At 73.1% G+C, this 25,760-nt stretch carries 25 protein-coding genes; 14 read left to right on the top strand and 11 right to left on the bottom strand.

From position 1 onward, the window contains the following. The first annotated feature begins 75 nt into the window (after positions 1-75). Together ACZ6R9_RS25925 and ACZ6R9_RS25920 are read left to right on the top strand one after the other, a co-directional pair. Positions 76-561: a hypothetical protein gene (locus tag ACZ6R9_RS25925; RefSeq protein WP_465540640.1), complete on the top strand. Its 486-nt coding sequence runs from the start codon at positions 76-78 to the stop codon at positions 559-561. Between the two features lie 73 nt (positions 562-634). Next, positions 635-1,903, top strand: coding sequence for a VanZ family protein (locus ACZ6R9_RS25920; RefSeq protein WP_465540639.1), 1,269 nt, complete (start codon positions 635-637; stop codon positions 1,901-1,903). A gap of 47 nt (positions 1,904-1,950) precedes the next feature. On the opposite strand, the gene argH is transcribed toward ACZ6R9_RS25920, so the two are convergent. The 7 genes from argH to argC all read right to left on the bottom strand — a co-directional run bounded on the left by argH (position 1,951) and on the right by argC (position 9,703). Further along, positions 1,951-3,372 (bottom strand): argininosuccinate lyase, encoded by a 1,422-nt coding sequence (gene argH / locus ACZ6R9_RS25915; protein WP_380487264.1) that lies wholly within the window; start codon positions 3,370-3,372, stop codon positions 1,951-1,953. 91 nt (positions 3,373-3,463) lie between these two features. After that, positions 3,464-4,657 (bottom strand): argininosuccinate synthase, encoded by a 1,194-nt coding sequence (locus ACZ6R9_RS25910; protein WP_043908647.1) that lies wholly within the window; start codon positions 4,655-4,657, stop codon positions 3,464-3,466. Positions 4,658-4,765: 108 nt separating this feature from the next. Continuing rightward, positions 4,766-5,311: an arginine repressor gene (locus ACZ6R9_RS25905; RefSeq protein WP_380487262.1), complete on the bottom strand. Its 546-nt coding sequence runs from the start codon at positions 5,309-5,311 to the stop codon at positions 4,766-4,768. A gap of 25 nt (positions 5,312-5,336) precedes the next feature. Further along, positions 5,337-6,554: an acetylornithine transaminase gene (locus tag ACZ6R9_RS25900; RefSeq protein ID WP_380487260.1), complete on the bottom strand. Its 1,218-nt coding sequence runs from the start codon at positions 6,552-6,554 to the stop codon at positions 5,337-5,339. After that, positions 6,551-7,483, bottom strand: a complete 933-nt coding sequence (gene argB / locus ACZ6R9_RS25895) for an acetylglutamate kinase (RefSeq protein ID WP_380487258.1) — start codon at positions 7,481-7,483, stop codon at positions 6,551-6,553. Before argB ends, ACZ6R9_RS25900 begins: the two co-directional genes overlap by 4 nt. Positions 7,484-7,505: 22 nt before the next feature. Then, the gene (gene argJ / locus ACZ6R9_RS25890) at positions 7,506-8,660 is read right to left on the bottom strand and encodes a bifunctional glutamate N-acetyltransferase/amino-acid acetyltransferase ArgJ (protein ID WP_465540746.1); all 1,155 of its coding nucleotides are present in this window, start codon (positions 8,658-8,660) and stop codon (positions 7,506-7,508) included. A gap of 14 nt (positions 8,661-8,674) precedes the next feature. Next, the gene (gene argC / locus ACZ6R9_RS25885) at positions 8,675-9,703 is read right to left on the bottom strand and encodes an N-acetyl-gamma-glutamyl-phosphate reductase (protein ID WP_380487256.1); all 1,029 of its coding nucleotides are present in this window, start codon (positions 9,701-9,703) and stop codon (positions 8,675-8,677) included. A gap of 105 nt (positions 9,704-9,808) precedes the next feature. Here argC and ACZ6R9_RS25880 point away from each other — a divergent pair, with 105 nt between their 5' ends. Further along, positions 9,809-11,005: a WD40 repeat domain-containing protein gene (locus ACZ6R9_RS25880; RefSeq protein ID WP_465540637.1), complete on the top strand. Its 1,197-nt coding sequence runs from the start codon at positions 9,809-9,811 to the stop codon at positions 11,003-11,005. A 7-nt stretch (positions 11,006-11,012) separates the two neighbouring features. Here ACZ6R9_RS25880 and ACZ6R9_RS25875 read toward each other — a convergent pair whose 3' ends face one another. Continuing rightward, positions 11,013-11,600 carry a TetR/AcrR family transcriptional regulator gene (locus ACZ6R9_RS25875; RefSeq protein ID WP_465540635.1) on the bottom strand — a complete coding sequence of 196 codons (588 nt, stop codon included), beginning with the start codon at positions 11,598-11,600 and terminating at the stop codon, positions 11,013-11,015. Positions 11,601-11,692: 92 nt separating this feature from the next. On the opposite strand from ACZ6R9_RS25875, the gene ACZ6R9_RS25870 reads away from it, so the two are divergent. The 5 genes from ACZ6R9_RS25870 (at position 11,693) to ACZ6R9_RS25850 (ending at position 14,370) form a co-directional block, all read left to right on the top strand. Further along, on the top strand, positions 11,693-12,097 hold the full coding sequence (locus ACZ6R9_RS25870) for a nuclear transport factor 2 family protein (protein WP_465540633.1): 405 nt from the start codon (positions 11,693-11,695) through the stop codon (positions 12,095-12,097). A gap of 18 nt (positions 12,098-12,115) precedes the next feature. Continuing rightward, positions 12,116-12,217, top strand: coding sequence for a zinc-binding dehydrogenase (locus tag ACZ6R9_RS25865; protein ID WP_465540632.1), 102 nt, complete (start codon positions 12,116-12,118; stop codon positions 12,215-12,217). A 119-nt stretch (positions 12,218-12,336) separates the two neighbouring features. Further along, positions 12,337-13,077 (top strand): VOC family protein, encoded by a 741-nt coding sequence (locus tag ACZ6R9_RS25860; protein WP_465540630.1) that lies wholly within the window; start codon positions 12,337-12,339, stop codon positions 13,075-13,077. 23 nt (positions 13,078-13,100) lie between these two features. Further along, a complete protein-coding gene (locus ACZ6R9_RS25855; RefSeq protein ID WP_465540628.1) occupies positions 13,101-13,223 on the top strand; it encodes a hypothetical protein in 123 nt (40 codons plus the stop codon). Positions 13,224-13,251: 28 nt separating this feature from the next. Further along, on the top strand, positions 13,252-14,370 hold the full coding sequence (locus tag ACZ6R9_RS25850; protein WP_465540626.1) for a TolB family protein: 1,119 nt from the start codon (positions 13,252-13,254) through the stop codon (positions 14,368-14,370). A gap of 57 nt (positions 14,371-14,427) precedes the next feature. On the opposite strand, the gene ACZ6R9_RS25845 is transcribed toward ACZ6R9_RS25850, so the two are convergent. Together ACZ6R9_RS25845 and ACZ6R9_RS25840 are read right to left on the bottom strand one after the other, a co-directional pair. After that, on the bottom strand, positions 14,428-14,889 hold the full coding sequence (locus tag ACZ6R9_RS25845; protein ID WP_380487242.1) for a hypothetical protein: 462 nt from the start codon (positions 14,887-14,889) through the stop codon (positions 14,428-14,430). A 586-nt stretch (positions 14,890-15,475) separates the two neighbouring features. After that, the gene (locus ACZ6R9_RS25840) at positions 15,476-16,324 is read right to left on the bottom strand and encodes a universal stress protein (protein ID WP_380487240.1); all 849 of its coding nucleotides are present in this window, start codon (positions 16,322-16,324) and stop codon (positions 15,476-15,478) included. A 319-nt stretch (positions 16,325-16,643) separates the two neighbouring features. Here ACZ6R9_RS25840 and ACZ6R9_RS25835 point away from each other — a divergent pair, with 319 nt between their 5' ends. From ACZ6R9_RS25835 to mgtA, 4 genes are all read left to right on the top strand, one after another. After that, complete coding sequence (locus ACZ6R9_RS25835) at positions 16,644-17,516, top strand: universal stress protein (protein ID WP_465540624.1); 873 nt, start codon at positions 16,644-16,646, stop codon at positions 17,514-17,516. 150 nt (positions 17,517-17,666) lie between these two features. After that, complete coding sequence (gene adhP / locus ACZ6R9_RS25830; RefSeq protein ID WP_380487237.1) at positions 17,667-18,683, top strand: alcohol dehydrogenase AdhP; 1,017 nt, start codon at positions 17,667-17,669, stop codon at positions 18,681-18,683. A gap of 54 nt (positions 18,684-18,737) precedes the next feature. Further along, positions 18,738-19,244: a universal stress protein gene (locus tag ACZ6R9_RS25825; protein ID WP_465540622.1), complete on the top strand. Its 507-nt coding sequence runs from the start codon at positions 18,738-18,740 to the stop codon at positions 19,242-19,244. Between the two features lie 32 nt (positions 19,245-19,276). Beyond that, positions 19,277-21,934, top strand: coding sequence for a magnesium-translocating P-type ATPase (gene mgtA / locus ACZ6R9_RS25820; protein WP_465540620.1), 2,658 nt, complete (start codon positions 19,277-19,279; stop codon positions 21,932-21,934). Between the two features lie 159 nt (positions 21,935-22,093). Here the strand turns inward: mgtA and ACZ6R9_RS25815 are convergent, their stop codons facing one another. Beyond that, positions 22,094-23,086, bottom strand: a complete 993-nt coding sequence (locus ACZ6R9_RS25815; RefSeq protein WP_465540618.1) for a LacI family DNA-binding transcriptional regulator — start codon at positions 23,084-23,086, stop codon at positions 22,094-22,096. 290 nt (positions 23,087-23,376) lie between these two features. Here ACZ6R9_RS25815 and ACZ6R9_RS25810 point away from each other — a divergent pair, with 290 nt between their 5' ends. Then, positions 23,377-24,306, top strand: coding sequence for a ribokinase (locus ACZ6R9_RS25810; protein ID WP_465540616.1), 930 nt, complete (start codon positions 23,377-23,379; stop codon positions 24,304-24,306). Positions 24,307-24,359: 53 nt separating this feature from the next. Then, a complete protein-coding gene (locus ACZ6R9_RS25805; RefSeq protein ID WP_465540614.1) occupies positions 24,360-25,706 on the top strand; it encodes an NtaA/DmoA family FMN-dependent monooxygenase in 1,347 nt (448 codons plus the stop codon). The last annotated feature ends 54 nt before the right edge of the window (positions 25,707-25,760 follow it).

The raw sequence follows: 25,760 nt of genomic DNA, 5'->3' as shown, positions 1-25,760 counted from the left end.
GTCCCGGCCCGGGGGAAATCCGCCGCGGCCGCCCAGAGCACCGCCTTCATTCACCTTCTTTTCTGTGGGGGAAGTATGCGACTCGTTCACCGTCTTGCCGCGACCACTGCCGCGGCGGTCTCCGTTCTGGCCCTGTCCGGAGCGGCCACCACCGCCTCTGCGGAGGAGCAGCCGGGCAAGCTGATCGGCTCGGCCTCCGTCGCCGTGACCGAGCCGGCCGCCAAGGGTGTCCAGGAGGCAGGGGGCAACTGCAACTACGAGGTCTCCTGCACCAAGCTGACCAACGGCACCCTGTATGTGGGGGTCTACCAGGGCACGAACTTCGGCAACGACATACACGACACCTTCGAGAAGACCGGCGGCGGAACGATCACCGCGCGCTTCGCGTACAACGCCGGCCACGGGACGCTGTACGACCAGGGCAAGTTCACCCAGTCGGCGGGCCAGACCAAGTACTTCCGCTGGCAGAACCAGACCATCGACTACTGCGCACAGGTGGTCGGCATCCTCGACGTGGAGGGCCAGGGGCCGTTCCAGACCCCGCCGGTGTACATGTGCTGACACGCTCCGTCCGCGGCCCGCGCCCGAAGGGGGCGCGGGCCGTTCGTACCTTCCCTGCCGACCTGGATGCTCAATGATTCGCGCGATCCTCAACGGGAACCCCGGCCTGCTGCCCGCGTTCCTGGTCACCGCCCTGCTGCTCGGGGCGCTGTCGTTCTTCCTCGGGAAGGCCCGCGGGTGGCCCCGCTGGTCGGCGGTGCTCGGCGGGGTGTCGCTGGCCGGGGTGCTGGCGGCCACGCTGTACCCGACCGGCGGGTCGGGGTCGGCGTCGCAGATGTGCCTGTACAGCCGGGACTTCGCGGCGGCGTTCGGCACCCAGCAGGGGCTGATGAACGTCGCGATGTTCGTTCCGCTGGCGTTCTTCGCCGCGCACGCGACGCGGCGGCCGGTGCTGGTGCTCGCGGGGTGCGTCGGGTGGTCGGCCGTCACCGAGACCGTGCAGTCGCTGACGCCGGGGATCGGCCGGGCCTGCGACTCCGGCGACTTCGTGGCCAACTCCGCCGGGGCGCTGCTGGGGGTGGCACTGGCGCTGGCACTGCGGCGGGCGTGGCCGGGGCAGCGGGAGTGGTCGCTCGGTGCGGTGGCGCTGGTGGTCCTACTGGTGCCGGTGGCGGTGGTGCAGCGGGCGGCGGTGACGCCGACCTGGAGCGATGCCGCGCTGTCCCCGGTCCACGACACGAAGCAGCTCGAACTCGCCCGCCGGAACGCGGAGTTGCTGTACGGACCGGGCACGGCGGTGATCAATGTGAAGCACTCGGCGGCAATGGGCGAGACGCCGGAGGAGCTCGTCGTCACCACCGCCACCGGCATTTTCCGGCTGGAATGGCCGTCGGGCCGGCTCGTCTACGGGTCGCTGATCTCGTTCGCCCCACCGACCGGCGGCAACGACGAGGAGGCCCGGGCGGCGGCGGACGCGTTCGCGGCGAAGTGGTTCCCCGGTGTCACGAGCGGTGCCAACGTGGACGTCTACCGGGCGAACCCGGCGACCGCCCGGCGCACCGTGCAGTACCGGCGCTTCCGGGCCGACGGGCTGCTGCTGCCGATGCGGCTGGACATCGACGTGGACCCGGGCGGCCTGGTCGCCCAGGTCAATTCGCGCATCGTCGCCGACCCGGAGCTGCCCGCGGTGACCGTCACCAAGGAGGCGGCGATCGCGGCGGTGACGTCCAAGCACTCCGGGCCGGTCAAGGGCGCGTTCCTGCTGGCGCTGAGGACGGGCGGCCGCTGGCGGGCGTGCTGGGCGGTCACTCTGCTGGTCGATCCCGACCCCGCCGTGCCCGGAAGGCCGTACGTCGTTGACGCGCTCACCGGCGAGGAGATCGTCGCCAACGCGAGCCGCTGACGAGAGAGGGGGCCGGACGACCCGTCCGGCCCCCTTTGCCTTGCGGGCTAGCCGATCCAGGCCTGCTGGACGGCCAGGTCCTGCTTGATCTCGGCGAGCTGCACGGCGACCGCCGAGGGGGCGGTGCCGCCGCGGCCGTTGCGGGAGGCGATGGCCCCGTGGACGGACAGGACGGTGCGGACGTCCGGCGTCAGGTGGGTGGAGATGGCGGCGAACTGCTCGTCCGTCAGGTCGGACAGCTCGATGCCCTCGGCCTCGCAGACCTTCACGCAGGCACCGGCCACCTCGTGCGCGACGCGGAACGGGACGCCCTGCTTGACCAGCCACTCGGCGATGTCGGTGGCGAGCGAGAAACCGGCGGGGGCGAGCTCTTCGAGGCGCTCGCGGTGCACGGTGAGGGTGGCGATCATGCCGGTGAAGGCCGGGAGCAGGACTTCCAGGGTGTCGCAGGAGTCGAAGACCGGCTCCTTGTCCTCCTGGAGGTCGCGGTTGTAGGCCAGCGGCAGCGCCTTGAGGGTGGCGAGCAGGCCGGTCAGGTTGCCGATCAGGCGGCCGGACTTGCCGCGGGCGAGCTCCGCGATGTCGGGGTTCTTCTTCTGCGGCATGATCGACGACCCGGTGGAGAAGGCGTCGTGCAGCGTGATGAAGCCGAACTCCTTGGTGTTCCAGATGATGATCTCCTCCGCGATCCGCGAGAGGTTGATGCCGATCATCGCGGTGACGAAGGCGAACTCGGCGACGAAGTCGCGGGAGGCGGTGCCGTCGATGGAGTTGCCCACCGAGCCGCGCTCGAAGCCGAGTTCGGCGGCGACGGCCTGCGGGTCGAGGCCCAGCGAGGAGCCGGCCAGCGCGCCGGAGCCGTACGGGGAGACGGCGGTGCGGGTGTCCCACTGGCGCAGCCGCTCGGCGTCCCGGCCCAGCGACTGGACGTGGGCGAGCACGTGGTGGGCGAACAGCACGGGCTGGGCGTGCTGGAGGTGGGTGCGGCCGGGCATCGCGGTGTTCGGATGGGCCTCGGCGAGGCCGACCAGGGCGTGCTGGAGGTCGAGGATCAGCGCGCCGATGGTCTTGGCGTGGTCGCGCAGGTACATCCGGAACAGGGTGGCGATCTGGTCGTTGCGCGAGCGGCCGGCCCGCAGCTTGCCGCCGAGGTCGGCGCCGAGGCGCTCCAGCAGGCCGCGCTCCAGGGCGGTGTGCACATCCTCGTCGGCGACGGTGCCGACGAAGGCGCCGGAGGCGACGTCGGCCAGCAGCTGGTCCAGCCCACCGAGCATGCCGGTGAGTTCCTCGTCGCTGAGCAGGCCCGCCTGGTGCAGCACCCGGGCGTGGGCCTTGGAGCCGGCGATGTCGTAGGGGGCGAGCCGCCAGTCGAAGTGGACGGAGGCGGAGAGCTTGGCGAGGGCCTCGGAGGGGCCGTCGGCGAAGCGCGCGCCCCAGAGGCGGACGTCTGCGGGCTGTTCGGCGGTCATCGCGTGGGCTCCTTCGAAGGCGGGTCTGGGTGTGGCGGTGCCCCGGCCGCCGTGGCGGATACGGCGACCGGGGCGGGTACTGCGGGAGGGATCAGGCCAGGTCGCGGCGGGCGGCGATCTTCGAGGACATGCCGAAGATCTCGATGAAGCCCTTGGACATGGACTGGTCGAAGGTGTCGCCGGTGTCGTAGGTGGCGAGGTTGAAGTCGTACAGCGACTGGTCCGACTTGCGGCCGTTGACGACGGCGCGGCCGCCGTGCAGGACCATCCGGATCTCGCCGGAGACGGCCTGGTTGGCCTCGTTGACGAAGCCGTCCAGGGCGCGCTTGAGCGGGGAGAACCACAGGCCGTCGTAGACCAGTTCGGCCCAGCGCTGCTCGACCTGCCGCTTGTAGCGGGCGAGTTCGCGCTCGACGGTGACGTTCTCCAGGGCCTGGTGGGCGGTGATCAGGGCGATCGCGCCGGGGGCCTCGTAGATCTCGCGGGACTTGATGCCGACCAGGCGGTCCTCGACCATGTCGAGGCGGCCGATGCCCTGGGCGCCGGCCCGCTTGTTCAGCTCCTCGATGGCCTGCAGGACGGAGACCTTGCGGCCGTCGATGGCGACCGGGACGCCCGCGTCGAAGGTGATGACGACCTCGTCGGCCTCGCGCGGGGTGGCCGGGTTCTGGGTGTACTCGTAGACGTCCTCGATCGGGGCGTTCCAGATGTCTTCCAGGAAGCCGGTCTCGACGGCGCGGCCGAAGACGTTCTGGTCGATCGAGTACGGGTTCTTCTTGGTGGTGACGATCGGGAGGTTCTTGGCCTCGGCGAAGGCGATCGCCTTGTCGCGGGTCATCGCGTAGTCGCGGACCGGGGCGATGCACTTCAGGTTCGGGGCCAGCGACTGGATGCCGACCTCGAAGCGGACCTGGTCGTTGCCCTTGCCGGTGCAGCCGTGGGCGACGGTGGTGGCGCCGTGCTTCTGCGCGGCGGCGACCAGGTGCTTGACGATCACCGGCCGGGACAGCGCGGAGACCAGCGGGTACTGGCCCTGGTAGAGGGCGTTGGCCTTGAGGGCGGGCAGGCAGTACTCGTTCGCGAACTCGTCGCGGGCGTCGGCGACCTCGGCCTCGACGGCGCCGCAGTCGAGCGCGCGCTGGCGGATGACCTCCAGGTCCTCGCCGCCCTGGCCGACGTCGACCGCGACGGCGATGACCTCGGCGCCGGTCTCCTCGGCGATCCAGCCGATGCAGACGGACGTGTCCAGACCGCCCGAGTAGGCGAGTACGACGCGCTCAGTCACGGCTTTCTCCTTCAGTACAGGTTTCATGCGGCGTTAGGCATAAGTATGCACGAGTGCGTATGCATTGCCAAACCGGTGGCACTCGGTGGAACGGAAAGGGGTGGAGGGCTACTGCGACTTGGCCTGGGCGAGCTGCATCAGGTGGTCGGCGAGCGCCTGGCCGCCGGCCGCGTCGCGGCTGATCAGCAGGACGGTGTCGTCGCCGGCGATGGTGCCGATGATCTCGAACACCTCGGCGGTGTCGATCGCGGAGGCCAGGAACTGGGCGGCGCCGGGCGGGGTGCGCAGCACGACCAGGTTGCCGGAGGCGGTCGCGGAGACCATCAGCTCGCCCGCCAGCCGGGCCATCCGGGCCTCGCTGGCGGACTCGCCCATGGGGGCGCGCGGGGTGCGGTCGCCGCCCTCGGCCGGGACGGCGTAGATGAGCGCGCCGTCCCGGTTGCGGATCTTCACCGCTCCGAGTTCGTCCAGGTCCCGGGAGAGGGTGGCCTGGGTGACCACGAGGCCGTCGTCGGCGAGCAGCTTGGCCAGCTGGCTCTGCGAGCGGACGGGCTGACGGGTCAGCAGGTCCACGATGCGGCGGTGGCGCGCGGTGCGGGTCTGCGGGACCTGCGGCGTGGGTGCCGCGGTCGACTCGGGGCGGGGTTCGGTCATAACTGAAGATTCTCCTGAAAGACGCTCAGCTGTTCGCGTCGGGGGCCGTTTCGCGGACCGTTCGGAGGATCGCGGGCAGTGCGGCGAGGAACCGGTCGGCCTGCTCCTCGGTCAGGATCAGCGGCGGAACCAGCCGTACGGCGTCCGCGACGGCCGCATTGACCAGGAAACCTGCGTCCTGCGCGGCGGCCTGGACCTGGGCGGCGACGGGCTGCGTGAGCACGATACCCAGCAGCAGGCCCTTGCCGCGCACCTGTGCGACCAGGGGGTCGCCGATCGCCTCGATGCCGTGGCGCAGGCGCTCGCCGAGCTTGGTGGCGTGCTCCAGCAGGCCCTGCTCCTCGATGGTGCGCAGCACGGCGAGGCCGGCGGCGGCGACCACGGGGTTGCCGCCGAAGGTGGTGCCGTGCTGGCCGGGGGCGAGGAGTTCGGCGGTGTCGCCGAAGGCGAGCACGGCACCGATCGGCAGGCCGCCACCGAGGCCCTTGGCGAGGGTGACGATGTCCGGGTCGGCGCCGTCCTCGGCCTGGTGGGCGTACCAGTGGCCGGTGCGGCCGATGCCGGTCTGGATCTCGTCCAGGACCAGCAGGGTGCCGGTGGCGCGGGTGATCTCGCGGGCGGCCGACAGGTAGCCCGGGGGCATCGGGATGGCGCCGTTCTCGCCCTGGATGGGCTCGATGAAGACGGCGGCGGTGTCGGTGGTGACGGCCTGGCGCAGGGCTTCGATGTCGCCGAGCGGGACGTGCGTGACCTCGCCGGGCAGTGGCTTGAAGGGTTCCTGCTTGGCGGGCTGGGCGGTGAGCGCGAGGGCGCCCATGGTGCGGCCGTGGAAGGCGCCCTGGACGGAGACCAGGTGGGTGCGGCCGGTCAGCCGGGAGATCTTGAAGGCGGCCTCGTTGGCCTCGGCGCCGGAGTTGCAGAAGAACACCCGGGCCGGGCGGCCGGCCAACTCGACGAGCTTTTCGGCGAGTTGGATGGTCGGCTCGGCCATGAACAGGTTGGAGACGTGGCCGAGGGTGGCGATCTGCTCGGTGACGGCGGTGACGATCGCCGGGTGCGCGGTGCCGAGCGCGTTGACGGCGATGCCGCCGACCAGGTCGAGGTACTCGTTGCCGTCGGCGTCCCACAGCAGGGCGCCCTCGCCGCGGACCAGCGGGATGCGCGGGGTGCCGTAGTTGTGCATCAGGGTGTGCCGGTACCGCTCGGTGATCGACGCGTTGCTGCTGACCGGTTCGTTGCTCATGCCAGGCCCCCCAGAACGGTGGTCTCGTCGTCGGGCACGACCATGGTGCCGATGCCCTCGTCGGTGAAGATCTCCAGCAGCAGGCTGTGCTGGACCCGCCCGTCCAGCACGCGGGCGGTGCCCACGCCGGAGCGGACGGCGCGCAGGCAGCCCTCCATCTTGGGGAGCATGCCGCTGGCCAGGGTCGGCAGCATCTCCTCCAGTTCGGAGGCGCTGAGCTGGCTGATCACGTCGTCGGAGTTCGGCCAGTCCTTGTAGAGGCCCTCGACGTCGGTGAGTACGACCAGCATCTCGGCGCCGAGCGCGGACGCCAGGGCGGAGGCGGCGGTGTCGGCGTTGATGTTGTAGACGTGGCCGTCGGCGCCGCGGGCGATCGAGGAGATCACCGGGATGCGGCCGTCGGCGATCAGTGCCTTGACCGCGCCGGCCTCGATGTTGACGATGTCGCCGACCAGGCCGATGTCGACCTGTTCGCCCTCGACCACGGCGTAGCGCTTGACGGCGGTCATGGTGTGGGCGTCCTCGCCGGTCATGCCGACGGCGAACGGGCCGTGGGCGTTGAGCAGGCCGACCAGTTCACGCTGGACCTGTCCGGCGAGCACCATCCGGACCACGTCCATGGTCTCGGGGGTGGTGACGCGCAGGCCGGCGGTGAACGAGGACTCCAGGCCGAGCCGGTCGAGCTGGGCGCTGATCTGCGGGCCGCCGCCGTGCACCACGACGGGGTGCAGGCCGGCGTAGCGGAGGAAGACCACGTCCTGGGCGAAGGCGGCCTTCAGGTCCTCGTCCACCATGGCGTTGCCGCCGAACTTGATGACGACGGTCTTGCCGTGGAAGCGCTCCAGCCAGGGCAGCGCCTCGATCAGGGTGCGGGCCTTGGGCAGGGCGGCGTTGCTGCGGGCCTGTTCGCCCTTGGGTGCGATCTGCATGGCTTGTGTCGATTCCCCCGGGTCAGCTGGAGTAGGCGCTGTTCTCGTGCACGTACTCGGCGGTCAGGTCGTTGGTCCAGATGCTGGCACTGGCCCGGCCGGCCTTCAGGTCGGCGGTGATGACGACCTCGCGGCCCTTCATGGAGACCAGGTCGCGGTCCTCGCCGACGCCGCCGTTCCGGCACACCCAGACGCCGTTGATGGCGACGTCCAGCTGGTCGGGGTCGAAGGCGGCGGAGGTGGTGCCGATCGCGGACAGCACCCGGCCCCAGTTCGGGTCCTCGCCGTGGATGGCGCACTTGAGCAGGTTGCTGCGGGAGATGGTGCGGGCGACGTCGACGGCCTCGTCCTCGGTGGCGGCGTTCACGATGTCGATCCGGATGTCCTTGGACGCGCCCTCGGCGTCGCCGATCAGCCGGCGGGCCAGGTCGGCGCAGACGGTGCGCACGGCCTCGGCGAACTCGGCCTGCTCGGGGGTGACCTGGGACGCGCCGGAGGCGAGCAGCAGCACCGTGTCGTTGGTGGACATGCAGCCGTCGGAGTCGACCCGGTCGAAGGTGGTGCGGGTGGCGTCGCGCAGCGCGGCGTCCAGCTGCGCGGACTCGACCACGGCGTCGGTGGTGACCACGACCAGCATGGTGGCCAGGCCCGGGGCGAGCATGCCCGCGCCCTTGGCCATGCCACCGACCGTCCAGCCGGCCGGGCTGGTGACCTGGGCGGTCTTGTGCACGGTGTCGGTGGTCTTGATGGCGATCGCGGCGGCCTCGCCGCCGGTGGTGCCGAGCGCCTTTGCGGCCTGCTCGATGCCGGGCAGCAGCTTGTCCATCGGCAGCCGGACGCCGATCAGGCCGGTGGAGCAGACCGCGACCTCGATCGCGCCGACGCCGAGTTCGGCGGCGACCTTCTCGGCGGTGGCGTGGGTGTCCTGGAAGCCCTCCGGGCCGGTGCAGGCGTTCGCGCCACCGGAGTTGAGGACGACGGCGGTCAGCTCGCCGTCCTTCAGCACCTGCCGCGACCACTTCACCGGCGCGGCGTGCACCCGGTTGGAGGTGAACACGCCGGCGGCGGCGTGCAGCGGGCCGTCGTTGACGACCAGCGCGAGATCCGGGGTGCCGGACGCCTTGATGCCGGCGGTGACGCCCGCCGCGCGGAAGCCCTTCGCCGCGGTGACGCCGATGTTCTGGGTGTCCGTCATGGTGCGACTCCGTTCAGCGGGAGGCCGAGCTCCTCGGGCAGTCCGAGGGCGATGTTCATGCTCTGCACCGCGCCACCGGCGGTGCCCTTCACCAGGTTGTCGATCGCGCTGATCGCGATGATCCGCCCGGCGTGCTCGTCCAGCACCACCTGCAGCACGGCCGCGTTCGAGCCGTAGACCGAGGAGGTGTGCGGCCACTGGCCCTCGGGCAGCAGGTGGACGAACGGCTCGTCGCCGTACGCCTGCTCGTACGCGGCTCTGAGTTTCTCGGCCGTGGTGCCGGGCTTCGCCTTGGCGGAGCAGGTGGCGAGGATGCCGCGCGGCATCGGCGCGAGCGTCGGGGTGAAGGAGACGGTGACCGGCTCGCCCGCGAGCGGGGTGAGGTTCTGCGCCATCTCCGGGGTGTGCCGGTGGCCGCCGCCGACGCCGTACGGGCTCATCGAGCCCATCACCTCGCTGCCCAGCAGGTGCGCCTTGGCGGCCTTTCCGGCGCCGGAGGTACCGGACGCGGCGGTGATCACCGCCTCCGGCTCGGCCAGGCCCGCGGCGAACATCGGGAACATCGCGAGCGTCACGGCCGTCGGGTAGCAGCCCGGCACCGCGATCCGCCTGCTGCCCTTCAACGCGTCACGGTGGCCCGGCAGTTCGGGCAGGCCGTAGGGCCAGGTGCCGGCGTGCGGGGAGCCGTAGAACTGCTCCCAGTCGGCCGCCGACCTCAGCCGGTGGTCGGCGCCGAGGTCCACGACGAGGACGTCCTCGCCGAGCTGGGCGGCGATCTCGGCGGACTGGCCGTGCGGCAGGCCGAGGAACACGATGTCGTGCCCCGCCAGCGTCTGCGCGTTCGTCGGCTCCAGCACCCGGTCGGCCAGCCCGATCAGGTGCGGCTGCAGCGCACCGAAGCGCTGACCCGCGTTGGAGCCGCCGGTCAGCGCCCCGATCTCCACCTCCGGATGCCCCTGCAGCAGGCGCAGCACCTCACCGCCCGCGTATCCGCTCGCTCCGGCGACGGCAACTCGCAATACCATGGCATTCCCTCCTGAAGCCCAGCATGAATATACGCAGTCCAGCAAAATCATGCAAGGATGACGACTGTCGTACCGGCTGTCGTACACCCGTCCTAGCCTGCCGCCATGACCGAACTCGCCGTACTGGACCGCCTACTGGACGACAGCGACTTCCCGGTGGAGCAGCTGAGCTGCCACCCGCGGCTGCCGCTGGCCGTCGGCACGTCGACCGACTGCCGTACCGTCCGCATCTTCGGCTGGGGCGAGGGGCGGCTGCGCGAGCTTGCCGCGCTCGACGTCGAGCCGGGCACCGCGCCCTGGGGCGACTCGGCGCCGCAGGCGGTGGCCTGGCATCCGCACCTGCCGCTGCTGGCCGTGGCCGACGGGGAGTTCCTGCTGCGGTGGACCCCCGACGGGTCGTCGGATCCGGTGCGCACCCCCGCCGGGACGGCGTACGACGCGCTGGCGTTCAGCCCGGACGGCGGCACGCTGTGGGCCACGCCCTCCGCCGACCAGGGCTGGGCGGCTTCGGACGTCCTCGACCCCGCCACCGGCGCGGTCACCGGCACCGCCCGGCCCTGGGACACCGGCGTCTCCGTCCACCCGTCCGGCGAGCTGGCCGCCACCCTGGCCAGCGACCAGGGCGCCACCTACTGCCTGTTCGCCCGCCCCGGCGACGCTCCCGCGGCGACGATGCGGACGCTGCGACAGGCGCTGATCCTGGACTGCGACGGCTACGGCGCCCCGTTGTTCAGCTCCGACGGACGGCACTTCGCGATCCGCGGCAACGCGTACGTGGACATGCTGGAGGTCTTCGCCTTCCCCTCGCTGCGGAAGGTCCTGTCGACGACGCTCGCCGAGGGCCGCTCCGTGGAGTGGCCGCGCGACAACCTCGCCTGGGGCGCCCGGCCCGGCGTGCTGTGGATCGGCACGCCGACCGGCTCGCTCCTCGAACTCGACGTCGAGGCCCAGGAAGCCACCGAGCACGCCTCCCCCGACGGCACCCCGATCGCCGCCCTGGCCGCCACCGCCGGCGGCGACCTGCTGGTCGCCCGCGACGACGGCGAACTCGTCCTGCTGTCGGTGCGGCCCGCGCCCGTCGCGCCCGCCGTCGAACCGAACGACGACGTCGCGGCGTTCCTCGCGGGAACGGAAGACGCACCCCTGGACGGCGAGCTGGAGGAGCACCTGACCGTCACCGACGGCACCCGCAGCTGGACGGACGACGAGCTCGCGGAAGTCACCGAGACCGGCCCCGGCGATCCGACCTGGCTGCGGATCCAGGCCGGCATGAACCGGTTCCGGGGCGCTCGGGCCACCTGACGTCCGGTCAGCCCCGGGCGGGCCGGGCCGTCCCGGCTTCGAGGATCTGGACGGCCAGCTCCCGCGCGGAGGCGACCGGGTCGGTGTCCGGGCGGGTGGCCGCGGCCGCCAGGGCTCCGTCGATCAGGAGCAGCAGCTGATCGGCGGCGCGGTCCGGGCGGGGATGGCCGAGCCGGACTAGTTCGGCCGCCAGGAGCCGGCTCACGCGCGCCCGGTAGGAGCGGGTGACGGCGTGGCCCGGGTGGTCGGGGTCGGCCAGGGCCAGGTCGGCGGCGAGGTACCGGCAGCCTCGGAAGTCCGGCCCGGTGACGACGTCGGCGAGCTTGTCGAAGACGGCAAGCAGGCGCTCGCGCGGATCGTCGCCGGCGCCGGCCATGGTCTGCCGGTACGCGGCCTCGTCCTCGGCGGCGCTCCGGCGAAGGACCTCGGCGATCAGGCCGTCCTTCCCGCCGAAGTGCTCGTACAGGGAGCGGCGGGCCGCATTCGCGCCCTTCAGCAGGGCGTCCACCCCCACACCGACGCCGTGGCGGTAGGTCAGTTCCTGTGCCGCCTCCAGCAGGCGCTCGCGCGGTCCTGGTTCCGTCCGGGTGCTCATGGGTGCCAGCCTGCCAGTGGTTGACCGGTAGATCAACCGTTCTATACATTCCTGGTAGACCGACCGTTCTATCTACGACGGAGTGGATCCTCATGCCTGCTCGCACGACCACCGATGTCATCGACCGCTTCAACCACGCCTTCGTCCACCACGACCCCGACGCCCTCGACGACCTGCTGGGCGAGCACTGCGTCATGGAGGCGATCCAGCCGGCACCGGACGGTGAACGCCTCGAAGGCCGGGAGGCCTGCCTCGCCTTCTGGCGGGCGCTCGCGGCCGACCGCACCACCCAGTTCCGGCCCGAGGACGTCACCGTGGCGGGCGACCGCGCGACGATCCGCTGGCGCTACCGCTTCGGCGACGGGCCCGCCGACTCCGTGCGGGGCGTGAACCTCATGCGCGTCGAGGACGGCCTGATCGTGGAGGCCCTCGGCTACAGCAAGACCGGCGATGCCCTCCCGCCGGCCGCCGACGGCCCGGTGTCCGCCCATGCGTAGCAGCGGCGGCCGCGCCCGGTGATCGACCGGGTCTTCCCGTTCGGCGAAGCCCCGGAGGCCTTTCGCCACTACGCGTCAGGAGCCGCCTTCGGCAAGGTGATCGTCAGTCACCGGGCGTGACCGACGGCCCGGGTCCGCCGGTACCGCGCCGGGGCTGCCCGGGCACGCGGCTCCGGGTCGCAGTCACGACGTGACGTCCGATCAGCCCGGCGCGGGTCGCGGTGCATAGGATCGCCGGCATGGCACTGCGACCCGCCCATCTGATCGTCAAGGCCGTCGACCCGGTGGCGCTCGGCCGTTTCTGGGCGCAGGCCCTCGGCTGGACGGCCCACCATCCCGGCGTGACCACGTACGTCGCGCCGCCCGGCGAGCCGGTCTGGCCGGATCCGGTCGCGGTCGCCCTCGACCTGGTGCCCGTCCCGGAGGGCAAGTCCGCCGTCAAGAACCGCACCCACCTCGACCTCGCCACCGCCTCCCCGGCCCACCAGGCGGAGCTGATCGCCCGCCTGCTGGCGCTCGGCGCGACGCCGGTCGACCTCGGCCAGGGCGAGGTGCCGTGGACGGTCCTCGCGGACCCCGAGGGCAACGAGTTCTGCGTACTGGAGCCCCGCGAGGTCTACCGGGACACCGGCCCGATCGCCGCGATCGTGGTCGACTGCGCGAACCCCCGGGAGATGGCCCGGTTCTGGGGCGAAGCGATCGACTGGACGGTGCACGAGGTCGCCGACGACCACGCGTCGCTGCGCGCCGCCACCGGAACCGGCCCCTACCTGGAGTTCCTCCGCTCCTCCGACGGCCGCACCGCCCCCGACCGCCTCCACCTCGACCTGCTGCCCCACCCCGGCGACGACCAGTCCACGGAGGTCGCCCGCGTCCGGGCGCTCGGCGCGACGCCCCTCGACCTCGGCCAGGGCGAGGTGCCGTGGACGGTCCTCACCGACCCGGACGGCCACGAGTTCTGCGTGCTCGCCCCGCACTGACGCCGGTCCGCCAGGATGGCGCCATGACGGGTGAGCCGCTGTCCATCTCCCTCGCCGACCTGCGCAGGTCCATCGACGTGCTGCTGAGCCAGGTGGAATCCACCACGGCCAGGACCTCGCGCAGTCCGGTCCGGATCCGGCGCTGACGTCACACCCCGCCGCTACGGTGCCGCCATGACCCAACTCGCCCTGCTGGCCCGCCTGTCGGCCGACGACCGGCTCCCCGCCGAGCGGCTCACCCGCCACCCCCGGCTTCCGCTGGTGGCCGGCGCGGCAACGGGCTGCCGCCTGGTCCGGATCTGGGACTGCGGTGGCGGGCAGGTGCGCGAACTCGCTCCCGTGGACCTCGGGTTGGCGCCCGAGCCGGATCCGGCCGACTGGTGGCGGCCCGACGGCCCGCCCCCGGTGGCGTGGCATCCCGAACAGCCCCTGCTCGTCGTCGCCGACGGCAACACCCTGACGCGCTGGACGCCCGACGGTCCGGCGGCAGCCGAGCAGGCCCCGGCCGTCTACCACCACCTGGCGTTCAGCCCGGACGGCCGCGCGCTGTGGGCGAAGCCGTCCGGCGACAGCTCGCACGTTCTCGATCTCGCCACCGGTGCCGCCACTCCGGGCCCGTACTGGGACACCGGCGTCGGTGTCCACCCGTCCGGGGAGCTGGTCGCCACCCTGGTCAGCGACCAGGCCGCCACCTTCTGCCTGTTCGCCCGGCCCGGCGACGGGGACGCCCAGGCGATGCGGCAGCTGCGGCATGCGCTGGTCTTCACCGCCGACGGCTACGGCACCCCGCTGTTCAGCGCCGACGGGCGACACCTCGCGATCCGCGGCAACGACTACTTCGAATCGGTCGACGTCTTCGCGTTCCCCTCCCTGCGAAGGGTCCTGACGAGGACGCTCTCCGAGGACCGGTCGGAGCCGTGGCCGCCCGACAACCTCGCCTGGGACGCCCGGCCCGGCGTGCTGTGGATCGGCACTCCCACCGGCTCGCTGCTCGAACTCGACGTCGAGGCGCAGGAAACCACCGAGCACGCGTTCCCGGCCGATGCCCCGGTGTCCGCGCTGGCCGCCACCGCGAGCGGCGACCTGCTGGTCGCCCGCACGAACGGCGAACTGGCCCTGCTGTCGGTGCGCCCGGCGGCCCCCGTGCCCGAACCGACCGATGACGTCACGGTGTTCCTGGCGGAGACGGACGAGGTGCCGCTGGAGGGCGAGTTGGAGGAACACCTGGTGTACACCGATGGCGGCGGAACCTGGGAGTACCAGGAGCTCGACGACAACCAGGCCATGTCGTAAGGCAGTTGGCCGGTCCGGGCCGCCCCGGTGCAGCAGTTCGGTGCGGCCCGGCGCCGGTCAGGCGTCCGGCTGGGTGACCGTCAGGCCCCAGTGCACGTCGGGGGACGAGGTCTCCACCTGGACGGAGAAGGACCGGCCCTGTTCGGCCGTCACCACGGTCGAGCCCCGGCCGACGGTGTCCGCCGGGCAGGAGACGGTGAACTCGACCGGGGTGGTGTCGCCGTAGTACGGCGTGTAGGTGACTCGCGCCTCACCGGCACTGCCGTTGCCGCCCTGGCAGCCGACCGTGACGGTGACGGGCGGGCCGCCCTGGAAGGCGCCGCCGGTGACGGCTCCGCCGTTGCCGATCCAGTCCGGGATCCAGATCAGCCCGTCCGGGCCGGGGTGCGGCAGGATCTCCCCCGTTCCGGGCGTCCCGCGGTCGGTGTCCCCGCTCTGAACCGCGCCGGCGGCCACCGGTCCCGCCGCCACCACAACGGCCGCCACCGCGGCCACCCACGCGAATCGCGCACGCTTCATGATGTTCCCCTCCGTCGCGGTCGGGCCCTGAAGTCCCGACGTACCCGAAGTATCGTCGGGCGCCGGCGGGCCCTGCCTGAGTACGGGTACTCAAGCCTCCGAGCACGGGAGCGGGTGGCGCCCGGCGCGGGCATGCGACCATCGCGGGCATGTTCGAAGTACCGCGTGATCAGCAGCCGGCCGAGGCCGTGGAGTCGCACGTCCGGGCCTTCTTCGCGGGCCACGAGGTCCGTTCCGCCGCCGCCCAGCACGTGCACCCGCACCGCCCGGAGGCCGTCCCTGGACTGCGGATCGTCACGGCGGGGCCAGCGAGATCGCGTTCCGTCGCACGCACGGGCACGAGGCGCTGGAGCAGCTCTTCGACGAGCAGGCGATCGACCCGACGGACCCGCGTCGGCCCTCGGTGGTGTGATGCAACCAGGGCCAGGGGAGAGCCAGTTGACGATACGTCAGGCACCTGCGCCGATGGGGCCACCGTCAACCAGGCCCGGCCCGGCGGGCGACCCGACAGCGGCAACGCCCCGCTCGGGCAAGCGCCGAGCGGGGCGTTCTGCTGTCCGGCCACGCGCCGGGCAGGTGCGTCGGGTCAGTCGTGCGGGACGATGGCGACCGGCGACTTGGCGTGGTGGCTGACCGCGTGGGCGACCCGGCCCAGGCGGTGGCGGCGGCGGCCGACCACCACCAGGGCGGCGCCGGCGGAGGCGTCCACCACTGCCCCGGCACCGCTGCCGATCCGACTGTCCTCGACCACCGTGACCTGCGGGTACTTGGCCCGCCACCCGCTGAGCGCCTGGGTGAGCAGTTCCGCCTCGAGGACGCGGAACTGTTCGGTCTCGGTCTCCGGCGCCACCCCGCCCGCGTAGCCCCAGACCGGGGGCGGAGTCCAGCCGTGGACGGCGCGCAGCACCGCGCCGCGGGCCTCGGCCGCGCGGAAGGCGAATTCGACGACGGCGTCCGCCGGGGCGTGGGTGTCGATCCCGACGACCACCTCGCCGGGGGCCTCGCCCGGCTGCGGCTGCGCGGCCCGCACCAGCACGACCGGCACCTCGCAGCGCGCCGCGACGTCGAGGCCTATCGACCCCACCAGCAGGCCCTCGAAGCGGCCCAGGCCCAGCGAACCGACGGCGAGCAGCTCCGCCTCGGCGGCGGCGGCGACCAGGTCGGCGGCGGGCTCGCCGCCGGTCAGCAGGCCGGTGTGCAGCTCCAGCCCCGGATGGGCCTCGCGCACCTGCTGCGCGGTGTCGGCCAGCATGCGCTCCGCCAGGGTGCGCACGGACGCCGGCTGGCTGGGATCGGCGTGCAGGTCGTCCTCCCAGGTCCAGGCGTGGACGAGGCGCAGGGCGAGGCCGCGGCGCAGCGCCTCGTCGGCCGCCCAGTGCGCTGCGGCGGTGCTCTCGGCCGAACCGTCGGTGCCGGCCAGAACGAACGTGCCCATGGCGGTGTCCCTGCTCTCCGTTGCTCGGGGCGGCCCCGGGCGTGGTCGCCGGGGGTCCGTGATCATCCTGGCCGAGGCGCCCCCTCCGAGTCCAGGGCCTGCCCGGCCCCGGGGCCGGGTCCATGGTCCCGCCCGGTCGGGGCGCCGGTGCGGGCCGTCCGGCGGGGCCGCCCGGGACGGGCGACGGCCCGTGGGACCTTCGGGACCTGCCGGGGGCTTCCGACCCCTGTCCGGGCGGCCGGGGCCGCGGCGACGCTGACGGGAGCACGAGGCCGGGCGGACCGCCGCCCGGACCATCCGCACCCCCTGGAGGTTCACCATGTGCGATTCCGTCGTGGCCGGTGTCGACGGCTCTGCCGAGAGCGCCGCAGCGGCCCGCTGGGCGGCGGCCGACGCGCTCCGGCGCGGCGTCGCCCTCCGGCTGGTGTACGTGGCGGCGCCGTCGGGCAGCGCCTTCGGGCACCGCGAACCGGCCGGTCACCGGCTGCCGGAGTCCGTGACGGCGCTCCGGGCCGAACTCGTGCACGCCCTGCCGGGGCTGGAGGTCTCCTGCGAGGAGATCCCCGGCGAGCCGTGGTCCGTGCTGGCCGCCGCCGGTGAGAAGCAGTGGCTGCTGGTGCTCGGTTCCCGGGGATCGGGCCAGGTCGCCGGGCGGCTCCTCGGTTCCGTCGCGCTGCGCACGGCCGCGGAGGCACGGTGCCCGGTCGTCCTGGTGCCGACAGGCGCCGCGGACCCGGACGGCCCCGGCGAGGTCGTGGTCGGCGTGCGGGGGGAGCGGCCGTCCGGCGCCGTCCTCGGGTTCGCCTTCGAGGAGGCCGCCCGGCGCGGGGCCGTGCTGCGGGCCTTGGAGGGCGGGGCGGAGCCGCGCGGGCCGCTGCGGACCGACGCCCCGATCGAACCGGCGGAGATCCGGCGGTCGCTGGTGGAGGCGAAGACGGTCCGCCTGCAGGACGCGCTGGCCCCGTGGCAGGAGAAGTTCCCCGGGGTGCGCACGGTGGCGGAGGTGACCGGCTGGGACGCGTCCCGGGCCCTGCTGGAGGCCTCGCGCAACGCCTCCCTGGTGGTCCTGGGCCGGCGCGCCCCCGCGCATCCGCTGGCCGCGCCGCACCTGGGACACCTGGCACACGCGGTCGTCCACCACGCCCACGGCCCGGTGGCCATCGTCCCGCACGACCCGGCGCAGCCCCGGTGACCAGCGGCCTCGGCGGCCGGGGACCTTCAGCCCGCCGCGAGTGCACCGCTCGACCCCTGTGAACGGCGGGCCCGGGCGGTGGGATGGAGACATAGCAGAACCGGCGCGGACCGGAAACCGCCGCCGTTCCGTACGAAGGGCAGGAACACCATGAAGGCCGCCGTCGTCCGCGACTTCACCGCACCGCTCGTCATCGAGGACCGGCCGGTGCCGGCCCCGGCACCGCACCAGGTGCTGGTCCGGCTGGAGGCCTGCGGGCTGTGCCACACCGACATCCACGCCGCCCGCGGCGACTGGCCGGTCAAGCCGAACCCGCCGTTCGTCCCCGGGCACGAGGGAGTCGGCATCGTCGAGGCGACCGGCGAGAACGTGCGGCACGTCCGGGTCGGCGAGCGGGTCGCCATCCCCTGGCTCGCCGAGGCCTGCGGCCGCTGCGACCACTGCGTGGACGGCTGGGAGACCCTCTGCACCAGCCAGCAGAACAGCGGGTACTCGGTGGACGGCGGCTACGCCGAGTACGCCGTCGCCCACGGCGACTACGTCGTCCCCGTCCCCGACGGGGTCGATCCGCTGGACGCCGCTCCGCTCACCTGCGCCGGCGTCACCACCTACAAGGCGCTCAAGGTCTCCGGCGCCCGGCCCGGCACCCGCGTCCTGGTCTCCGGCATCGGCGGCCTCGGCCACCTGGCGCTGCAGTACGCCCGGATCTTCGGGGCCGAGACCATCGCGGTCGATGTCACCGACGACAAGCTGGCCCTCGCCCGCGAGCTCGGCGCCGACCACGTGATCGACGCCCGGGTCCAGGACGTCGCCGCCGAGGTGCAGCGGCTCGGCGGGGCGGACGCGGCGATCGCCCTCGCCGTCAGCAACGACTCCTTCCGCGCCGCGTACGGCGCGCTGCGGCGCGGCGGCACCCTCGTCCTGGTCGCGCTGCCCGCCGAGGGCGAGCTGACCCTGCCGGTCTTCGAGACGGTGCTGAACGGCACCAAGGTGGTCGGATCCATCGTCGGCACCCGCCAGGACCTCGCCGAGGTGTTCGCCCTGCACGCCCTCGGCCGCACCCGGGTGATCCGCGAGAGCCGTCGCCTGGAGGACGTCAACGCCTGCATCACCGAGGTCCTGGACGGCAAGGTCGCCGCCCGCCTCGTCTTCGACCTGCGCGACTGAACCGCACCGCGCAACCGCACAACCCGACAACCCAGCGATCGGAAGGACACCAGCATGAACGGGACCGGCAGCACGGCACAGCGGCGCATCGTGGTGGGGGTGGACGGCTCGGAGGCGTCCCGGGCCGCCCTGCGCTGGGCAGTACGCCAGGCGGCCCTGACGGGTGCCACCGTGGAAGCGGTGATCTCCTGGGAGTTCCCGGCCATCTACGGCTGGGGAATGACGCTGACCGACGCGGACTTCACCGCGGCCGCCGAGCAGACGCTCGCCCAGGTCGCCGAGGAGGAGAAGGACCCGGCCCACCCGGTCGGGATAAGCCGCCGGGTGGAGCGCGGCAACGCGGCCCGCGTCCTGCTGGACGCCGCCAAGGGTGCCGAACTCCTGGTCATCGGCAGCCGGGGCCACGGTGGCTTCACCGGGGCGCTGCTCGGCTCGGTCGGCCAGCACTGCGTCCAGCACGCCACCTGCCCGGTCGTCGTCGTCCGGGACACTGAACAGCAGGACACCGCCCGCGACACCGCCCGCGCCGAGCACACCGACGTGCCCGCCACCGGTCGGTGACCCGAACCCCCAACGGACAGGAGTTCCAGCCGATGCACCGGACCCTCACCCTGCCGGGCCCGGTGCATCCGGCTGCCGGGCAGCAGGACACCGCCGCCGGGATGCCCGCCCGCCAGGCCGCCACGCAGGACGCCGCGCAGGTGCTCGCCCGCCTGGGCAGCACCCGCGCCGGGCTGTCCGGCGCGGAAGCCGGGCGGCGGCTCGCGGCCGGCGGCCCCAACGCGGTCCGCACCCACCAGGTGCGGGCCCTGGCGGTGCTCGGCCGCCAGCTGCGCAGCGCCCTGCTGCTCCTGCTGCTGGCCGCCGCGGTGGTGTCGTTCTTCTTCGGCGAGCGCACCGACGCGGTGATCATCGGCGTGATCCTGCTGCTGAGCGTCGCCCTCGGGTTCGCCAACGAGTACCGGGCCGAACGGGCCGCGCAGGCCCTGCACTCGCAGGTGCGGCGCACCGCCGTGGTGCTGCGCGACGGCCACGAGCAGGAGGTGGATGTCACCGGCCTGGTCCCCGGCGACGTGGTGCGGCTGGCCCTCGGCCAGATCGTGCCCGCCGACGTGCGGGTGCTGGAACGCACCGGCCTCCAGTGCGACGAGAGCATCCTCACCGGCGAATCCGCCCCGGTGGACAAGGACCTGGCGGCGGTGGACGGCGAACCGGAGCTGGCGGAACTGTCGTGCTGCGCGCTGATGGGCACGGTGGTGCACGCGGGCAGCGGCACCGGGGTGGTGGTCGCCACCGGCGGGCGCGCCGAGTTCGGCCGGATCGCGCTCGGCCTCGGGGAGCGGCAGCCGGAGACCGCGTTCCAGGTCGGCCTGCGCCGGTTCTCGGTCCTCCTGCTCCAGGTCGCCGCCGTCCTCACCACCGGCATCTTCGTGATCAACACGGTGCTGCACCGGCCGCTGCTGGACGCTCTGCTGTTCTCGCTGGCCATCGCCGTCGGGATCACCCCGCAGCTGCTGCCCGCCGTGGTCAGCACCAGCCTGGCAGCGGGCTCCCGCCGCCTCGCCCGCCGCAAGGTCCTGGTCAAGCGCCTGGTGTGCATCGAGGACCTCGGCGACATGGACATCCTGGTGACCGACAAGACCGGCACCCTCACCGAGGGCCGGATCACCTTCGAGAGCGCCCTCGACCCCGCCGGCGCCGCCGGGGAGGACGTGCTGCTGCTCGGCCTGCTCGCCACCGAAGGAGACCTGGACGGCGAGCACCTGGGCGACAACCCCCTGGACACCGCACTCTGGCAGGCCCCCGGAGCCGCCGCGTTGACGGCCGGACACCGACGGCTGGCCGGCCTTCCCTTCGACCACGAGCGTCAGCTCTCCTCCGCCCTCCTCCAGCGGCCGGACGGTACCCGGGTACTCGTCACCAAGGGCGCGCCGGAAGCCGTGCTCGCCCGCTGCGCCGCCGTCCCCGCCGAGGCCGCCCCCGTACTGACCGGCCTCTTCGCCGCCGGCCACCGGGTCGTCGCGGTGGCCGCCAAGGACGCCGACGGCCTCGACGCGATCGCGACGCGGGACGAGACCGGGCTGCACCTGGCCGGGTTCCTGGTCTTCCGCGACCCGCCCAAGCAGGGCGCCGCCGAGTCCCTGCGCCGGCTCGCCGACCTCGGCATCACCGTCAAGATCTGCACCGGCGACAATCCGGTGGTGGCCGAGAAGGTGTGCGCCGACCTCGGACTGCCCGCCGGAACCACCCTCACCGGCCGGGAGATCTCCGCCCTGAGCGACGAGCAACTGGCCGACGCCGCCGCCAAGGCCACCGTCTTCGCCCGGGTCTCCCCCGACGACAAGGCCCGCGTCGTGCGCGCCCTGCGCGGCAGCGGCCGGGCCGTGGGCTTCCTCGGCGACGGCGTCAACGACGCACTGGCCCTGCACGCCGCCGACATCGGCGTCTCCGTGGACAGCGCCACCGACGTGGCCAAGGACGCCGCCGACGCCGTCCTGCTGGAGAAGGACCTGGGTGTGCTCGCCGAGGGCGTCGCCGAGGGCCGGCGGATCTTCGCCAACACGATCAAGTACGTGCTGATGGGCACCTCCAGCAACTTCGGCAACATGTTCAGCGCCGCCGGCGCCTCCCTGGTGCTGCCGTTCCTGCCGATGCTGCCCTCGCAGATCCTGCTCAACAACCTCCTCTACGACACCGGCCAGCTCACCATCCCCACCGACCGGGTCGACGAGGAGCAGCTGCGCGCCCCCTCGCACTGGGACATCGCCTTCATCCGCCGCTTCATGCTGTGCTTCGGCCCGGTCAGCTCGCTCTTCGACTTCCTCACCTTCTGGGTGATGCTCGGCGTCTTCCACGCCGGGCCCGAGCTGTTCCGCTCCGGCTGGTTCGTGGAATCCCTCGCCACCCAGACCCTGGTGATCTTCGCCATCCGCACCCACCGGATCCCGTTCCTGCGCAGCCGCCCGAGCATCCCGCTGCTGGCCGCGTCGCTCGGTGTGGTGGCCCTGGGCGTCGCGCTCCCGTTCTCACCCGTGGCCGCGACGCTGGGATTCACGGCTCTGCCGCCCGCCTTCTTCCTCGCCCTGGTGACGATGGTCGTCGTCTACCTCGTCCTGATCGAGGGCGTCAAGCGGTGGTTCTTCACCCGCCCCGCCGCCGTGGAGCTGCCGCGCGCACCCCGCCACCGGCAGCAGGCCCACCGCATCCACCGCAGGGCCAGCCGCTTCAGCCACCCCGGGCCGCTGAGCTGAGCCGGGCGCCTCGGCATGCCGCCGCGCCGCGCCGAGGACGGTGACCGGCGCGCGGGCAGGCGAGCACCATGGTGGCGGCCGCATCGAGGTCCACCGGTGTTCGGCCCCGCCGGGGAGGCGGCCACCGTTCAGCCGGGCAGGCGCCCGCCCGACGCGCCGTCAGGCGTTCGCGTCGGTGGAGGCCCGGACGACCAGCTGCGGGGCGAAGCGCTCCACGGTCTCGGTCCGTTCCCTGGCGGGGGCCTGAAGAAGCGTCAGGGCGCGTTCGGCCATCGCGGCGAGCGGGTGGCGGATGGAGGTGATCGGCGGGTCGAGCAGTTCGAGTATCTCGGTGTCGTCGAAGCCGGTGACGGCGATCTCCCCGGGCACCGACACCGCCGAACGCTGCAGCGTGCTGACCAGGCCCACGGCGAGGACGTCCGCGCCGCAGACGACGGCGTCGATGCCGTCGCGCTGCTCGGCGATCCGCCGCCCGGCGGTGCGGCCGGCGTCGGTGGTGAAGCTGGGGAGCAGGACGGTGGTGGCGTCCTCGCCGCGGGCGGCGGTGAAGGCGGCGAGGCGTTCGGCGCCGGAGGAGGACGCCTGATCGGCGGCGACCAGGGCGATCCGGTGGCGGCCGAGGGCGTCGAGGTGGTCGAGGAGCAGTAGCATCGCGGCGGCATTGTCGAGGGTGACCGCGACCGTGCCGGAGCCGCCCGCCCAGCGGTCGAACAGGACCACCGGCGCCCGCTCGGCGGCGGCCCGTACGGCGGGGCCGGAGGCGGCGGCCGAGACGGGGACGACGACCAGCCCGTCCACCCGTCCGCCGAGCAGGGTCTCGATCTGCTCGGCCTCGATCTGCGCCGAGTTCGCGGCGTCGGAGACGACCAACTGCCCGCCCGCGGCGCGGACCTGCTGGGCGATGGCGTCGGCGAGTTGGACGAAGTAGGGGTTGGCGAGGGAGGGGACGACCACGCCGACGGTGCCGGTGGTGCCGGTGCGCAGCGCCCTCGCGGAGTGGTTGGTGCGGTAGCCGAGTTCGCGGGCGGCGTCCTCGACGCGGCGGGCGAGTGCGGGGTCGACGTTGCGCGGGGTGCCGGCCAGGACGCGTGACGCGGTCGCGCGGGAGACGCCGGCGGCTGCGGCCACGTCGAGGAGTCGGGGCGCTGTCACGTGGGGGTCCTCCCCGGTCGGAAACGGTGTCGGGAACGGTGCTGGTGCGGTGTCGGGTGGGGTCGTGGTGCGGTGTCGGGGCCGGTGCTGGTGCGGTGTCGGGTGGGGTCGTGGTGCGGCGCCGACGCGGGTTCGGTGTCGAAACGATGTCGGCGCGGTCTCGGATCGGGCGGCGGCGGACCGGTATGTCCGAGCTGGCGGAATGCGCAGCACGAGGGTACTTGACGGTCGGCGGGGCCTGGGCCAGAGTGTGGGAAATCGATCTCCCGAGGAGCTCCCAAGGAGCACAGATGCCGTCCATCACCGTCGTCGGTTCGGTCAACCGCGATCTTGTGCTGACCGTTCAGGACCTGCCGCGACCCGGCGAGACCGTGCTCGCGGAGGGCTTCGTGGAGGGTGTCGGCGGCAAGGGTGCCAACCAGGCCGTGGCGGCCGCCCGGCTCGGTTCGCGGGTGCGGCTGGTGGCCCGGGTCGGGGCGGACGCGGAACCGATTCTGCGGGCGCTGGCCGCCGAGGGTGTGGACGTCGCGGCGGTGCTCCCGGCCAAGGACGCCAGCACCGGGATCGCCTCGGTGGTGGTCGACCGGGCGGGCGAGAACACCATCGTGGTCAACCCGGGCGCGAACGCGGCGCTCACGGTCGCCGACCTGCCGGAGCGGCTCGCGGGCTCCGCGAGCGATGTGCTGCTGCTGCAGCACGAGATCGCATCCGAGGTGGTCGCCGCCGCAGCACTGCGGGCCCGGCAGCAGGGCGGCACGGTCGTCCTCAACCCGGCCCCGGCCCGGCCGGTCGAACGGGAGGTGCTGGCGGCGGTGGACGTCCTGGTCCCCAACCTGGGCGAGCTCGCCACCCTGCTGGGCGTCGAGCGTCCGACCGGCCCCGACGGCGCCCGCGAGCTGCTGGAGAATGCCCAACTGCCTTGCGGGGCCGTGGTGGTGACGCTCGGCGTGGACGGGGCACTGGTCAAGCAGGCCGGCCGGCCCGCCGTCCACCTGCCCGCCCCCGAGGTGGACGCGGTCGACACGGTCGGCGCCGGCGACACCTTCTGCGGGGCGCTCGCCGACTCCCTCGCCCGCGGCGCCGATCTGCTCGCCGCCGCCGAACGCGCCGTCCGGGCAGCCTCGTTGGCCGTCACCGGGCTCGGCGCGCAGTCCTCGATGCCGTTCGCGGCGCAGCTCGACTCTCCCCCGACCGACTCTGACGTACCGTCAGCTCACTGACGTCACACAGACTTTACTGCTCCCAGGCATCACCAGTTCAACGGAGAACACCCATGCGCAGCCTCAAGCTCGGACTGTTCGAGAACGCCCAGACCAACGCGAGCGGCACCGCCACCTGGCGCCACCCCGACAGCCGTCGGCACCTGTTCGACACTCTCGGCTACTGGCGCGAGGTCGCGCAGCTCTGCGAGGACGCCAAGCTGGACTTCCTGTTCCTGGCGGACGCCTGGGGCTGGTCGGAGATCAACGGGGTGCGCCCGCCGATCGCCACCGAGGAGACCCTCGACCTGCCGCGCCTGGACCCGTTCGTGATCGCCTCGGCGCTGCTCGCCTCGACCACCGACCTCGGCCTGGTGGTGACGGGTTCGGTGCTGGTCGAGCCGCCGTACGGGTTCGCCCGCCGCCTGGCCACCCTGGACCAGCTGTCCGGCGGCCGGCTGGGCTGGAACATCGTCACCACCGGCACCGCCGACACCGCCGTGAAGGCCTTCGGAATGGACATGGTGGCGCACGACGACCGGTACGCGATGGCCGAGGACTTCCTCGACCTGGTCTACAAGTACTGGGAGGGCGCCTGGGAGCCGGACGCCCTGGAGAAGGACAAGGCCGGCCGGTTCGCCGACCCGGCGAAGGTGCACCTGGTCGAGCACCAGGGCCCGTACTTCCGCTCGCACGGCTACGGCAACACGGCCCGTTCCCCGCAGGGCACCCCGGTGCTGTTCCAGGCCGGCGCGTCCCCGGCGGGCCGTCGGGTCGGCGGGCGGCACGGCGAGTGCATGTTCGTCGGCAGCGGCAGCGTCGAGCAGCTGGCGGGCCACACCAGGGCGATCCGCGAGGAGGCCGTGAAGGCCGGCCGCTCCGCCGATCAGGTCAAGATCATGTCGGCGTTCTCCTGCGTGGTCGGCGCGAGCACCCAGGACGCCGAGCGCCGCTGGCAGCGGATCCTGGACGCGCAGCGCCCGGAGGTCACCGTCGCCTCGTACGCGATGTTCACCGGCCTGGACCTGTCCTCGTACGCGCCGGACACCCCGATGAGTGAGCTGTCCACCGAGATGTCGCAGACCCAGGTCGCCCGGTTCGCCGACAAGACGGTCGGCGATGTGCTCGCCGACTGGCACACCCACGGCGTCGGCGCCCGCCCGGTGGTCGGCACCGCCGAGGAGATCGCCGACGAGATCTGCGCGCTCGCCGAGGGCGCGGACCTGGACGGCTTCCTGCTCTCGCCGCCCGTGCAGCCGGCCTCCACCGTCGAGTTCGTCGAGTCGGTGCTGCCGATCCTGCGCAAGCGCGGCGTGTTCCGCGGCGAGTACACGGACGGCGAGTCGCTGCGCGAGCGCCTCACCGGTGCCACCGACCGCGCCCTGCCGGCCAGCCACCCGGCCGCCCGGTACCGCCACTGACCCACCCCACCCCACGTCACTCACCCCACGTCTCCCACCCCACCCGCACCACCC

The sequence above is a fragment of the Kitasatospora sp. NPDC048662 genome, from assembly GCF_055587065.1.
Note: the sequence above shows the minus strand (reverse complement) of the source record. Positions and strands in the feature narration are given on the sequence as shown.

What these genes read in the sequence shown, in the direction of transcription:
- ACZ6R9_RS25925 (WP_465540640.1), top strand. Translation starts at nt 76, where the DNA reads ATGCGACTCGTTCACCGTCTTGCCGCGACCACTGCCGCGGCGGTCTCC.
- ACZ6R9_RS25920 (WP_465540639.1), top strand. Translation starts at nt 635, where the DNA reads ATGATTCGCGCGATCCTCAACGGGAACCCCGGCCTGCTGCCCGCGTTC.
- argH (WP_380487264.1), bottom strand. Translation starts at nt 3,372, where the DNA reads ATGACCGCCGAACAGCCCGCAGACGTCCGCCTCTGGGGCGCGCGCTTC.
- ACZ6R9_RS25905 (WP_380487262.1), bottom strand. Translation starts at nt 5,311, where the DNA reads ATGACCGAACCCCGCCCCGAGTCGACCGCGGCACCCACGCCGCAGGTC.
- ACZ6R9_RS25900 (WP_380487260.1), bottom strand. Translation starts at nt 6,554, where the DNA reads ATGAGCAACGAACCGGTCAGCAGCAACGCGTCGATCACCGAGCGGTAC.
- argB (WP_380487258.1), bottom strand. Translation starts at nt 7,483, where the DNA reads ATGCAGATCGCACCCAAGGGCGAACAGGCCCGCAGCAACGCCGCCCTG.
- argC (WP_380487256.1), bottom strand. Translation starts at nt 9,703, where the DNA reads ATGGTATTGCGAGTTGCCGTCGCCGGAGCGAGCGGATACGCGGGCGGT.
- ACZ6R9_RS25880 (WP_465540637.1), top strand. Translation starts at nt 9,809, where the DNA reads ATGACCGAACTCGCCGTACTGGACCGCCTACTGGACGACAGCGACTTC.
- ACZ6R9_RS25875 (WP_465540635.1), bottom strand. Translation starts at nt 11,600, where the DNA reads ATGAGCACCCGGACGGAACCAGGACCGCGCGAGCGCCTGCTGGAGGCG.
- ACZ6R9_RS25870 (WP_465540633.1), top strand. Translation starts at nt 11,693, where the DNA reads ATGCCTGCTCGCACGACCACCGATGTCATCGACCGCTTCAACCACGCC.
- ACZ6R9_RS25860 (WP_465540630.1), top strand. Translation starts at nt 12,337, where the DNA reads ATGGCACTGCGACCCGCCCATCTGATCGTCAAGGCCGTCGACCCGGTG.
- ACZ6R9_RS25855 (WP_465540628.1), top strand. Translation starts at nt 13,101, where the DNA reads ATGACGGGTGAGCCGCTGTCCATCTCCCTCGCCGACCTGCGCAGGTCC.
- ACZ6R9_RS25850 (WP_465540626.1), top strand. Translation starts at nt 13,252, where the DNA reads ATGACCCAACTCGCCCTGCTGGCCCGCCTGTCGGCCGACGACCGGCTC.
- ACZ6R9_RS25845 (WP_380487242.1), bottom strand. Translation starts at nt 14,889, where the DNA reads ATGAAGCGTGCGCGATTCGCGTGGGTGGCCGCGGTGGCGGCCGTTGTG.
- ACZ6R9_RS25840 (WP_380487240.1), bottom strand. Translation starts at nt 16,324, where the DNA reads ATGGGCACGTTCGTTCTGGCCGGCACCGACGGTTCGGCCGAGAGCACC.
- ACZ6R9_RS25835 (WP_465540624.1), top strand. Translation starts at nt 16,644, where the DNA reads ATGTGCGATTCCGTCGTGGCCGGTGTCGACGGCTCTGCCGAGAGCGCC.
- adhP (WP_380487237.1), top strand. Translation starts at nt 17,667, where the DNA reads ATGAAGGCCGCCGTCGTCCGCGACTTCACCGCACCGCTCGTCATCGAG.
- ACZ6R9_RS25825 (WP_465540622.1), top strand. Translation starts at nt 18,738, where the DNA reads ATGAACGGGACCGGCAGCACGGCACAGCGGCGCATCGTGGTGGGGGTG.
- mgtA (WP_465540620.1), top strand. Translation starts at nt 19,277, where the DNA reads ATGCACCGGACCCTCACCCTGCCGGGCCCGGTGCATCCGGCTGCCGGG.
- ACZ6R9_RS25810 (WP_465540616.1), top strand. Translation starts at nt 23,377, where the DNA reads ATGCCGTCCATCACCGTCGTCGGTTCGGTCAACCGCGATCTTGTGCTG.
- ACZ6R9_RS25805 (WP_465540614.1), top strand. Translation starts at nt 24,360, where the DNA reads ATGCGCAGCCTCAAGCTCGGACTGTTCGAGAACGCCCAGACCAACGCG.